The organism is Brachybacterium netajii (SeqCode) (genome assembly GCF_054114245.1).
In genome coordinates this window covers 674,325-686,247 of record NZ_JBSYXB010000002.1, presented here as the reverse complement: position 1 = coordinate 686,247, position 11,923 = coordinate 674,325, and the positions used below count along the sequence as shown (strand labels likewise).

The 11,923-nt window shown below is 72.0% G+C and carries 7 protein-coding genes; 4 read left to right on the top strand and 3 right to left on the bottom strand.

Annotated elements, in window-relative coordinates; genetic code table 11:
• The first annotated feature begins 36 nt into the window (after window positions 1-36).
• The 3 genes from ACXET9_RS06795 (at window position 37) to ACXET9_RS06785 (ending at window position 3,224) form a co-directional block, all read left to right on the top strand.
• Complete coding sequence (locus tag ACXET9_RS06795; RefSeq protein WP_457885733.1) at window positions 37-1,050, top strand: hypothetical protein; 1,014 nt, start codon at window positions 37-39, stop codon at window positions 1,048-1,050.
• Window positions 1,047-2,150, top strand: a complete 1,104-nt coding sequence (locus ACXET9_RS06790; RefSeq protein WP_457885732.1) for a hypothetical protein — start codon at window positions 1,047-1,049, stop codon at window positions 2,148-2,150. Before ACXET9_RS06795 ends, ACXET9_RS06790 begins: the two co-directional genes overlap by 4 nt.
• Before the next feature lie 174 nt (window positions 2,151-2,324).
• On the top strand, window positions 2,325-3,224 hold the full coding sequence (locus ACXET9_RS06785) for a tetratricopeptide repeat protein (protein ID WP_457885731.1): 900 nt from the start codon (window positions 2,325-2,327) through the stop codon (window positions 3,222-3,224).
• 216 nt (window positions 3,225-3,440) lie between these two features.
• Here ACXET9_RS06785 and glgB read toward each other — a convergent pair whose 3' ends face one another.
• The 3 genes from glgB to glgX form a co-directional block, all read right to left on the bottom strand.
• On the bottom strand, window positions 3,441-5,648 hold the full coding sequence (gene glgB / locus ACXET9_RS06780; RefSeq protein ID WP_457885730.1) for a 1,4-alpha-glucan branching protein GlgB: 2,208 nt from the start codon (window positions 5,646-5,648) through the stop codon (window positions 3,441-3,443).
• Window positions 5,641-7,620, bottom strand: a complete 1,980-nt coding sequence (locus ACXET9_RS06775; RefSeq protein ID WP_457885879.1) for an alpha-1,4-glucan--maltose-1-phosphate maltosyltransferase — start codon at window positions 7,618-7,620, stop codon at window positions 5,641-5,643. The genes glgB and ACXET9_RS06775 overlap by 8 nt, the downstream gene beginning before the upstream one ends.
• A gap of 540 nt (window positions 7,621-8,160) precedes the next feature.
• Window positions 8,161-10,416, bottom strand: a complete 2,256-nt coding sequence (glgX, locus tag ACXET9_RS06770) for a glycogen debranching protein GlgX (protein WP_457885729.1) — start codon at window positions 10,414-10,416, stop codon at window positions 8,161-8,163.
• A 272-nt stretch (window positions 10,417-10,688) separates the two neighbouring features.
• Between glgX and ACXET9_RS06765 the strand changes: the two genes are divergently transcribed.
• Entirely contained in the window at window positions 10,689-11,840 is a 1,152-nt protein-coding gene (locus ACXET9_RS06765) for an AAA family ATPase (protein WP_457885728.1), read from the top strand.
• Window positions 11,841-11,923: the final 83 nt, after the last annotated feature.

Here is an 11,923-nt window from a genome sequence, read left to right as displayed (position 1 = left end):
CGGGCGCGACCCGGCGACCCTAGAAGGAGAGCTCCCGTGCAACGACTGCTTGCCGTGCTCCTGGTGCTGGTCGGCCTCATCGGCCTCGCGCTGGGCCGCCTCGGAGAGACCACCTGGGCTCCGGCCACCGAGGCGACCGCCTCCGTGACGCTCAGCGATCCCGGCCCGGCCGTGGTGATCGATCCCGGTGTCCTGTACATCGGCGGGACCGAGGGCGAGGTCACCATCACCGGTGCCTCCGCGGTCACCTACATCACCGCCTCCAACGCCGACATCGACGCCTACCTCGAGGGCGTCCACCACACGCGGATCACCGGGGCGAGCTCCTGGACGACCCTGTCGACGGAATCCGCCGACGACGACGGCGCCGCCGAGATCACCGATCCCACCTCCTCCGACCTGTGGCGGACGGTGGACACCGGCGACGCGACCACCACGATCGACATCGCCGACTTCCATGCGGCGGAGACGGGCGAGGACGAGCAGGTCTACCGCGCGATCCTCATCGTCACCGACGGCACGGCGGCGGGCGCTGACTCGATCAGCATCACCTGGCCCGTGGACGCCGCCAACGAATGGGTGCCCTACGCCTATGCGGGCGGGGCGGCGGTCGCGGTCATCGGTCTCGTGCTGCTCGTCGTCTCGCTCGGCTCCGGCCGACGCCGCCGCGAGCAGGACGAGCTCGAGGAGGAGTTCGACGACAATCTCGAGGACTCCTCGGTCGAGCGCTCCGCGCCCGCCGCAGCGGCGGCCGTCGGCAGCATCGCCGACGACGCCGACGATCGCGCCACCGCCACCGCCACCTCCATCGCCGACGACGACGCAGCCGCGGACGAGGAATGGAGCGTCGTCCCCTCCGGCGCCGCCGATGACCTCGGCCCGGCCGGCGCCGTCGATGCGGACGACGAGGCGGACAGCACCATCATCACCGTCCCCGGCGGCATGACCCGCGAGCGCGCCGGCGCCGGCGAGGTGCCCCCGGCGGAATCCACCGCCGTGCTGTCGCCGATCGACGACAGCGACCCGCAGGACACGGAGGAGCCCCGATGAGCCGCAGCACCCGCCCCGCCCGCACCCCTCGCGCACTCCCGGCCCTCGGGCGCCGCAGCCTCCTCCTCGGCGTCGGCGGCGTCCTGGTCGGCGGCGCCCTCAGCGCCTGCTCCCAGGAGGAGGAGCTCCCGCCGGCGCCGCCGACGGGCCCCGAGCTCGCGGTGCCGACCCCCCTCGCGGACTCCGAGCAGTTCAGCACCTATGTCGCGGCGGTCAACGCCGCGATCGTCGCGGCCGACGAGGCGCTCGACGCCGATGCTCTCGCCCCGCGCGTCACCGGATCGGCTGCGTCCTTCCGCAAGTCCCTCTACGCGATGATCACCGAGGACGACGCCTGGAAGGACGCCCTCGCGACGCCCTCGGCGGAGCTCGTGATCCCGATGACCTCGACCTCCGCGGAGTTCCCGCGGACCGTCATCGGCCTCGTCTCGGACTCCGTGGACAGCGGCGTCCCCTTCTTCATGGCGCTCCAGCAGCAGGATGCGAAGTCGCCGTACACCGCCTGGGGCTGGGCCCAGCAGGCGCAGGACGTCGACATGCCGACGGTGCCGAGCGACCTGGTGGGCTCGGCGACGGTGGCGATCGACGAGGCGGGCCTGATCTCCGCGCCGGGCGATGCCCTCGCCCTGTATGCGAAGGTCCTCAGCGACGGGACCGCGGCCGATGCCGACGATCTGCTCGCTGACAACCCGTACCAGACGAGCGTCCACGCGCAGATCCAGGCGGAGCGCGAGATGCTCAACAACGTCAAGAACGCCGAGGACGCGAGTCGTGACGAGTACGCGACGATCAAGGAGGTGTACACGGTCACGGAGGGCGAGTTCGCCGGCCTGCGCACCGACGACGGAGGCGCCCTCGTCATCGCCACCCTCACCTCCCAGCGCACCATGACCCTCCTCAACGAGGCGACGGTGACCCTCGACAGCGACAACGAGTTCTACGGCCGCTATGTCGAGATCATCGGGACCTCGACGATCACGGGGACCTTCACCCGCACCTTCGGGACGACGGTCGCGCTGTACATCCCCTCCGAGGAGGCCGGCGGCCAGATCCAGCCGATCGGTGCGACCCGCATCCCGCTCGGCGCGACGGTCGAGTGAGCGAACGGTCGCGCGGCCGTGCGGTCGTGCGACCGCGGCGCCGCGCGGCCGTGGGGCCGTGCGACTGCAGAGCCGGCGCCCAGCGGAGTCCCTGCGGATCTCACTACACTGGTGGGGTCCTGATTCCCGCGGCAGACCCCGTCCCGCGGCAGACCCCGTACTAGGAGCAGCTCCGTGACCGATCCCTACGGCATCATCGACCTCGCCTCGCTCAAGCAGCCCGTCGGCGGTGCCGGCGGCGCCTCCGGAGGCGGCACCCCCGGCGCGCACGAGGTCGCCGTCACCGAGCAGAGCCTCGAGCAGCTGGTCGCCGACTCGCAGAGCGTCGCGACGCTCCTCGTGGTCACGAGCGGTCGAGTCCCCGAGGGCGCGGTGTTCCTGCAGAGCCTCCGCGATGCCGTCGACCGCCGCGGCGGGGCCGTCCGCCTCGCCGTCGTCGACGCCGACACCCAGCCGCGCGTGGCCGGTGCCCTGCGCGTCCAGCAGCTGCCGACGCTGCTGCTGCTGGTCCTCGGCCAGCTGCAGCCGATCGCGCAGTCGGTGCTGCCGGCGGAGGAGGTCGAGACCCTCGTCGGCCAGGTCGTCGAGCTCGCCCGCCAGCAGGGCCTGGACGTCAGCGCCGCCGAGGGCGAGGAGCCGCCGGCCGAGGTCGAGGAGCCGCTGCCGCCGCTGATCGCCGAGGCCTACGAGGCGATCGAGAAGGGCGATCTGGACGCCGCCGTCGACGCCTATCGTCGCCAGCTCCAGCAGAGCCCCGCCGACGCCGAGGCGAAGGCGGGACTGGCCTCCGTGGAGCTCATGCGGCGCACCGCCGACGCCGATCTCGCGGCCGCCCGCACCGCCGCCGCGGAGGCACCCGAGGACCTGGAGGCGCAGCTCCTGGTCGCTGATCTCGACATGCTCGGCGGCCACGTGGAGGATGCCTTCGGGCGCCTGCTGGACCTGCTGCGCGGAGCCGACGCCGAGACCAAGGACGCGGTGCGTGCGCGCCTCCTCGAGCTGTTCGAGGTCGCCGGCGCCGAGGACCCCCGCGTCGGACCGGCCCGCAAGCGCATGGCGAACCTGCTCTTCTGAGCCGGATCGGATCTGCGCCGGATCGGTTCTGATCCGCTCAGGACGTGAGCCGCTCAGGACGTGAACCGCTCAGGACGTGAGCCGCCGGCGCCGCCAGCTGCAGCGAGGAGCCCCCTGCGCATCCCTCATCGGGATGCGCAGGGGGCTCCGTCATGCAGGAGCGTGCGGACCGCCGGGGCGCTCGGGCGCACGGTGCGCACCGTGCGCTGCCGGGCCTCAGCCCTCGTGATGCGCGCGCAGGCGCTCGGGCACGAGGATCACCGCGCCCAGCGGCGGGACAGCGAGGCGCACCGAGTGGTCGCGGCCGCGGTCGGGGACCTCCTCGGCGTGGACGGCGCCGAGGTTGCCGACGCCGCTGCCGCCGTAGACCGTGGCATCGGAGTTGAGGACCTCGAGCCAGGTGCCGCCCTCGGGCAGCGGAATCCGGTAGTCGAGCCACGGTTCGGCCGCGAAGTTCACGACCACGACCGCGGGGTCGCCGGCGAGATCCCGTCGGACGAAGGCGATCGTGTCGTGGCCGGCGTCGTCGGCGATCAGCCACTCGAAGCCCTCGGGGTCCTGATCGCGCTCGTACAGGGCGGGGAACTCGGCCTGGAGCGCGTTGAGGTCCTTCACGAGCTGCTGGACGCCCCGGTGCAGGGGGTATTCGAGCAGCCACCAGGGCAGACCGGCCTGCTCGGACCATTCGGTGCCCTGTGCGAACTCGCTGCCCATGAACAGCAGCTGCTTGCCCGGATGCGTCCACTGGAAGGAGAGGTAGGCGCGCGTCGATGCGGCCTGCTGCCAGTCGTCGCCGGGGGCCTTGCGCAGCAGAGAGCCCTTGCCGTGCACCACTTCGTCATGGCTGATCGGCAGGATGAAGCTCTCGGAGTACTGGTAGATCATCGAGAAGGTCAGCTCGCCGTGGTGGTACTGGCGGTTGACCGGATCCTCGGCGAGGTACTGCAGGGTGTCGTGCATCCAGCCCATGTTCCATTTGAAGCCGAAGCCGAGTCCTCCGGCATCGGTCGGCCGCGTGACGCCGGGGAACGAGGTGGACTCCTCGGCGATCATCACGATCCCGGGGGCGCGCTTGTAGGCGGTGGCGTTGGCCTCCTGGAGGAACGCGATCGCGTCGAGGTCCTCGCGGCCGCCGTGCTCGTTGGGCACCCATTCGCCGTCCTCGCGGGAATAGTCCAGGTACAGCATCGAGGCGACCGCATCGACGCGCAGGCCGTCGACGTGGAACTCCTCGAGCCAGTAGCACGCATTGGCGACGAGGAAGTTGCGCACCTCGTTGCGACCGACGTCGAAGATGTACGTGCCCCAGTCGGGGTGCTCGCCGCGGCGCGGGTCGGCATGCTCGTACAGCGGGGTCCCGTCGAAGCGGCCGAGCGCCCATTCGTCCTTGGGGAAGTGCGCGGGCACCCAGTCCATGATCACGCCGATCCCGGCCCGGTGCAGGGCGTCGATCAGCGCGCGCAGCTCGTCGGGGCTGCCGAGGCGGGAGGTGGGGGCGTAGTAGCCGGTGACCTGGTATCCCCAGGACCCGCCGAAGGGGTGCTCGGCCACGGGCATGAACTCCACATGCGTGAAGCCGTTCTCGCGCACGTACTCGACGAGCTCGTCGGCGAGCTCCGCGTAGCCGAGCCCCGGACGCCAGCTGCCGAGATGGACCTCGTAGATCGACATCCGGGATCGCAGCGGGTCGCTCTGGGCGCGCTCGGCGAGCCAGGCGTCGTCGCCCCAGTCGTAGGCGCTCTCGGTGACGACGGACCCCGTCGCGGGCGGGACCTCGGTGGCCCGGGCCATCGGGTCCGCCTTATCGCGCCAGACGCCGTCGGCCCCGAGGATCCTGAACTTGTAGACGGCGCCCGCGCCGACGCCCGGCAGGAAGATCTCCCAGATGCCGGAGGACCCCAGCGAGCGCAGCGCGCTCGAGCGGCCCTCCCAGCCGTTGAAGTCGCCGATGACCTGCACGGCGCGCGCGTTCGGCGCCCAGACGGCGAAGGACGTGCCCTCGACGCGGTCGACGGTGCGCACCTGCGCACCGAGAGCCCGCCACAGCTCCTCGTGACGGCCCTCCCGGAGGAGATGGAGGTCCAGCTCCCCGAGGGTCGGCAGGAAGCGGTACGGGTCCTCGAGGTCGACGGGATCCGCGCCCTCCTGCCAGGTGACGCGCAGGCGGTGGCGGCGCAGAGCGGGTCCCTCGACGACGGCGGTCCAGATGCCCTCGTGCTCGTGGACCATGGGCGTGCTCCCGCCGTCCTCGTGCAGCACCTCGACGGCATGCGCGAAGGGCTTGAGCGTGCGCACGGTGACGGCGCCGTCGTACTCCTGGGCGCCGAGCACCGCATGCGGGTCGTGGTAGCTGCCGGCCGCGGTCGCGCCGAGCTCGTGGGCGCCGATGGGCAGTGCTCCGGGCACTGCGGAGTTCTCAGCCATGACGGTCCTCCTCAGGGTGGATGATGCGCAGGACGTGCGCCGGCCGGTCCTCGACCTCGAGGATCACGTACGGTGCGCTGTCCCAGGTGAACCGCTCGCCGGTGAGCAGGTCCTCGACCTCGAAGCGGTCGCCGACGCCGAGGGCCTCGGTGTCCAGGCGGAGCCGGGTCCAGGCGCCGTCATCGTGCCGGGTCAGGGAGATGACCAGCACGGTGTCGGGGGCTCCGGTCCCGGTGTCGGCGGCGTCGAGGTGCTTGGAGAAGACGAGGACCTGGGGGTTGTCGGCCTCGTGGAAGCGGATCGCGGTGAGCGACTGCAGCGCGGGATGCTCGCGGCGGATGCGGTTCAGGGACGTCAGCAGCGGCTCGAGGCTCTCGCCGCGGGCGAGGGCTCCGGCGTAGTCGCGCGGCGAGTACTCGTACTTTTCGTTGTCGATCTGCTCCTGGGCTCCCGGGCGGGGGACGTCCTCGACGAGCTCGTAGCCGGAGTAGATGCCCCACGTCGGGACGAGGGTCGCGGCGAGGATCGCACGCAGCGCGAAGGCGCCGCGTCCGCCTTCTGACATGAACGGCGTGAGGATGTCGTGGGTCGTCGGCCAGAAGCTCGGGCGCATGTACGGGGCGGCCTCGACGAGCTCGCCGAGATACTCCTGCAGCTCCTCGGGGGAGTGGCGCCAGGTGTAGTAGGTGTAGCTCTGGTGGAAGCCGACCTTGCCGAGGGTGTGCATCATCGTCGGCCGGGTGAACGCCTCGGCCAGGAAGATCACCTCGGGGTGCTTCTCGTCGAACTCCGCGAGCAGCTCCTCCCAGAAGCGCACCGGCTTGGTGTGGGGGTTGTCCACGCGAAAGAGGGTGACGCCGTGGGACACCCAGTGCTCGAGCATGTCGCGGATCGCCGCGTACAGGCCCTCGTAGTCGGTGTCGAAGCTCAGGGGGTAGATGTCCTGGTACTTCTTCGGCGGGTTCTCGGCATAGGCGATCGTCCCGTCGGGCCGCACCGTGAACCATTCGGGATGCTCGGCGACCCACGGGTGGTCGGGGGAGCACTGCAGCGCGATGTCCATCGCGACCTCGAGGCCGAGCTCCCGGGCCCGGGCGACGAAGGCGTCGAAGTCCGCGAGGGTGCCCAGATCCGGATGGATGGCGTCATGGCCCCCGTCGGGCGAGCCGATCGCATAGGGCGAGCCCGGGTCGCCGGGCTCCGTCTCGAGCGAGTTGTTGCGGCCCTTGCGGAAGGCGGTGCCGATCGGATGGATCGGGGTCAGGTAGGCGACGTCGAAGCCCATCGCCGCGATCCGGTCGAGCGTGCCGGCGGCGGTGGCGAGGGTCCCCGAGACCCACCCCGTGCCCTCCTCGAAGCGGGCGCCCTCGGAGCGCGGGAAGAACTCGTACCAGGACCCGTAGGAGGCCAGACGGCGGTGGACGATCAGACGGTGGGGACCGGAGACCGTCACGCCCTCGCGCAGGGGCCGCTCGTCGAGGATGCCCCGCAGATCGGCCGCGAGCGCCGGGGCGACGCGGGCCGCGGGGGACAGGGCCGTCTGGCCGAGGCTCTCGACGGCGGCGCGGACCACGGGGCCGTCGGTCGCAGGGCGCGTGCCGGCCTCGATCTCGGCGAGGACCCGGCCCAGCACCTGGATCCCCTCCGCGCAGACGAGGGGCTCGTCGATGCCCGCGGGGATCTTCACCTCGGCGACGTGCGCCCAGGTGTCGTACGGGGAGGAGAAGGCCTCGACCCGGAACGCGTGGTGGCCGGTCGCCCGGGGGCGGATCCGCCCCTCCCAGAGGTCGAGGCCGGGGTTCGTCGACCGCATCCGGCTGACGGTCTCGGTGCCGTCGGGGTCGATGAGGACGACCTGCACGCCCATCTCGTCGTGCCCCTCGCGGAACGCGTTGGCGGTCACGGTGATCGTCTCGCCCTCGGCGCACGAGGCCGGGAAGCGGCCGCCGTCGACCAGCGGGGAGACCATCATGATCGGGATCCGGCCGACGCCGGCATCTAGGCCGACGGGCGAGGCGCTGGCGGCCGCCTTCGTCGACTTCTTCGGCTGCGCCTTCTTCTTCGGCGCGGCCTTCGCCGTCGCACCGGTCGTCGAGGACGCCTTCGCCGTGGTCTTCGGTTCGGCCTTCTTCTTCGGTTCGGCCTTCTTGGGCTCGGCCTTCTTGGGCTCGGCCTTCTTCGGCTCGGCCTTCTTCTTCGGCTCGGCCTTCTTCTTGGGGGCGGCCTTCTTCGCCGGTGCGGCCTTCGCGGCCGCCTCTGCCGAGGCCTTCGGCTCCGCCTTCTTCCGGGGTGCGGCCTTCTTCTTCGGCGCGGCCTTCGTGGCGGGCTCAGCGGGCCCAGCGGACGCGGCCGTCGCCGTCGTCATGGAATCGGGATCCGTCGGGGTGGTGCCGGAGGGGGCGTCGACGGCTCGGAGACGCGCGGTGGCGGCGTCAGCGGCGGAGTCGGTGGTCCCGGGCATGGCTGCTCCTGACTGATGTGAGGCGCCCGCGGAGGGGCGTGGTGACGAGCCTCACGATAGTCGGTCCGACGTGCTGATACCGACCACGACCACGCTCCCGGAGGACACGTTCACCTCACGGCCGTGCAGAGGTGCGGTGGGCAGGTCGCCCTGATGCTCGAGCGCGCCGTCGTAGAGCACGCGGGCGGGCCCCTGGGGCCAGGGCTCGACCGGAAGCCGGACCGTGCGGTCCTCGTCCTCGGCGTTCAGGATCACCAGCAGGTGCTCGGTCGTGCCGTCGCCGTCGGGGCCCGACCCCGGGATCCCCGGACGGAGCATCGCGAGCAGGTGCCGTGAGGCATCCATCCAGTCGCCGTGGGTGAGGCCCTCGCCGTCGGCCCCGAACCAGGCGACCTGCCCCGGATCCAGCGTCGCGGGATCGGCGGGACGCAGATATTCGGGACCGTGCAGCTGAGGATGCGCCCGACGCAGCGCGAGCAGCGCCCGCACGCTGTCGCGCAGGGAGCTCGCATCGTCGTCGACGGTCCAGTCCACCCAGGAGATCTCGTTGTCCTGGCAGTAGGCGTTGTTGTTGCCCCGCTGGGTGCGCCCGATCTCGTCGCCCGCGGTGAGCATCGGCGTGCCGGAGGCCAGCAGCAGCGTCGCCAGCACGCTGCGGGCCGTGCGGCGCCGCAGCGTCCGGACCTCGGCGGTCCGCTCCGCGCCGTCCGGATCGTCCTCGGGCGCGCGCTCGCCCTCGAACCCGTGGTTCCAGGAGCGGTTGTCGTTCGTGCCGTCGCGGCCGTCCTCGCCGTTGGCCTCGTTCCGCTTGGTCTCGTAGACCGTCAGGTCGTGCAGGGTGAAGCCGTCATGCGCGGTCACGAAGTTCACCGACGCCCAGGGGGAGCGCAGGCTGCGCCCGTCCGGCAGGTGCTCCGGGTCGGCGCGCGCGAAGAGGTCCCGGGAGCCGGCGAGGCGTGTCGCCAGATCGCGCACGCCGCCGATCGCCGGATCGCCCGTGCGCCGCCGCATGGCGCGATCGGAGAGCCAGAACTGGCGCACGTCGTCGCGGAAGGAGTCGTTCCACTCGGCGAAGGGCACCGGGAAGCCGCCCGTCTGCCAGCCGCCGGTGCCCACATCCCAGGGCTCGGCGATCAGCTTGACCGTGCGCAGCACCGGATCGGTGCAGATCGCCCGCAGCAGCGGATGGTCGGGGCGGAAGCCGCGGTCGTCGCGGCCGAGGGTCGTGGCGAGGTCGAAGCGGAAGCCGTCGACGTGCACCTCCTCGACCCAGTAGCGCAGCGAGGACAGCACGAGGTCGTTCACGTGCACCGACCGCGGATCGAGGGTGCCGCCGGTGCCCGTCACGTCCTGGATGCTGCCGTGGTCGTTCCAGTAGTACTCGAGGCTGTCGAGACCGCGCAGCGAGAGGGACGGGCCGTCGTCCCCACCCTCCGCGGTGTGGTTGTAGACGACGTCGAGGATGACCTCGATGCCGCCGGCATGGAGGGAGCGGACCATGGTCTTGACCTCGTCGAGCACCGCCTGCGCCCCCGCCTTCTGGGAGGCGGCGGTCGCCAGCGAAGGCTCGGGGGAGAAGAACGACAGCGTGGAGTATCCCCAGTAGTTGGGCATCCCGAGGCGGGTCAGGTGCGGCTCGTCCATCCGCGCATGGATCGGCAGCAGCTCGACCGTCGTCACCCCGAGGTCCCGCAGATGGCTGGTGACCGCGGGATGGCCGAGGCCCGCATAGGTGCCGCGCTGCGCGGCCGGGACCCGCGGATGCAGGGCGGTGTAGCCCTTGACGTGCAGCTCGTAGAGCACCGTCGCGTCCCAGTCGACCGTCGGACGCAGGTCGTCGCGCCAGTCGAAGGCGTCGTCGACGACCACCGACCAGACGGCCGAGTCGCCGTCGTCGACCTCGCTGCGCACGGGCAGGTCGCCCCGCCGGCCCAGCATCGAATCCACCTCGAAGGGGAAGAACTGGCTGAGCAGCGCGGAGGAGTGGGAGACCCCGCGCGCCCACGGATCCAGCAGCAGCTTGCGCGGATTGCAGTAGAGACCCGCGCCGGGATCCCACGGCCCGTGCACCCGCAGGCCGTAGCGCGTGCCGGGCACCATCCCCGTGACATGGTCCCAGTGCAGGCCGCCGTCGACATGGCGCAGGCGCCGCCTCTGCTCGGTCCCGCCCGTGCGCACGCACAGGTCCACCGCGACGGCCCGTGGTGCGGCGACCGCGAAGGTCCCCCGTCCGTGCTCGTCGACCGCGAGGCCGGGGACGGTGGGGGCGACCGGCAGGGTCGCGCGATCGAATCGGTCGGCATCCACGCGGGCATTGTCCCATCCCCCCGCGGTGGAGCATCCACCTCCGTCGGAGCGAAGGCCGCTAGGATCGGCCCGGTGCCCCGGCCGCACCGGGGGACGCGACCGGGGATCGCGCCCGACGACGGGTCCCGCCGCCCACCCGCTCCGCGCGGAGCGGGCGGGATCGCCGTCGGCGCCGAGGGATCGCTGTCGGCGCCGTCCGCGCGCCGAGAGCGCACCGCCCACCGCACATCGCAGGAACCGCAGACCGGAAGCACGACGGGGAGACGCCGCACATGAGCCAGCCACCCAGCACGCAGACCGCCCTCCCGGGCGCCCCCGGGGCTCCGGGCGCGACCGCCGCGCCCCAGCGCCCTGCCGGGCCGAGCTCGGCGGCTCCCGCTCCCGGCCATCCGACGGGCGGGCAGCAGCGCCGGCCGGAGTCGTTCTCGACCCCGGCCCCGGCGATCGCTCCGGCGGACATGGAGCGCGCCGCCTCGATCGTGCGGGCCATCACCGGGGTCTTCCAGTCCCGCGTCGTCGGCCAGGAGAACCTGCGCCTGACCCTGCTGACGGCGCTCGCCGCGGGCGGCCACGTGCTGCTGGAGTCCGTCCCGGGCCTCGCGAAGACGACGGCCGCGAGCGCCCTGGCCTCGGCGATCACCGGCTCCTTCGCGCGCATCCAGTGCACGCCCGACCTGATGCCCAACGACATCATCGGCACGCAGATCTTCAACTACGGCTCGGGCACCTTCACCACGCAGCTGGGCCCGGTGCACGCCAACGTCGTGCTGCTCGACGAGATCAACCGCTCGAGCGCCAAGACCCAGTCGGCGATGCTCGAGGCCATGCAGGAGCGTCAGACCTCGATCGGCGGCGAGGTGTACCCGCTGCCCGAGCCGTTCATGGTGCTCGCGACCCAGAACCCGATCGAGGAGGAGGGCACCTACGTCCTCCCCGAGGCGCAGATGGACCGCTTCCTGATGAAGGAGATCCTGACCTACCCGCGCCCCGGCGAGGAGCACGAGATCCTCGACCGCTCGACCGCCGGCAGCCTCACCGGGCCGCGCCAGGCCGTCGCGACGGTGTCCCTCGAGGACATCCGCTTCCTCCAGGAGAAGGTCGACGAGGTCTACGTCGACCCGGCGGTCAAGCGCTACATCATCGACCTCGTGTTCACCACCCGCGGCTCCGGCCCGCGCCCGGTCCCGAACCTCACGCAGTCGGTCCGCGTGGGCGCGAGCCCCCGCGGCTCCCTCGCGCTCATGCGCGTGGGCCAGGCGCATGCGCTCCTGCACGGACGCGACTACGTCACGCCCGACGACGTCCGCGCCATGCGCTACGGCGTGCTGCGCCACCGCCTCGTCCTCACCTTCGACGCGCTCGCCGGGGGCATCAAGCCCGAGCAGATCATCGACGCGGTCTTCCAGGCCGTGCCGATGCCCTGAGCACCTCGGGCAGGGGCATGACGGCGACCAGGACCACCGCGGCCACGACCACCGCGACCACGAGCACCGCAGCGAACGACGAG

Coding starts and splice junctions, on each gene's coding strand:
- glgB (WP_457885730.1), bottom strand. CDS start 5,648: ATGGCTGAGAACTCCGCAGTGCCCGGAGCACTGCCCATCGGCGCCCAC.
- ACXET9_RS06790 (WP_457885732.1), top strand. CDS start 1,047: ATGAGCCGCAGCACCCGCCCCGCCCGCACCCCTCGCGCACTCCCGGCC.
- ACXET9_RS06765 (WP_457885728.1), top strand. CDS start 10,689: ATGAGCCAGCCACCCAGCACGCAGACCGCCCTCCCGGGCGCCCCCGGG.
- ACXET9_RS06775 (WP_457885879.1), bottom strand. CDS start 7,620: ATGATGGTCTCCCCGCTGGTCGACGGCGGCCGCTTCCCGGCCTCGTGC.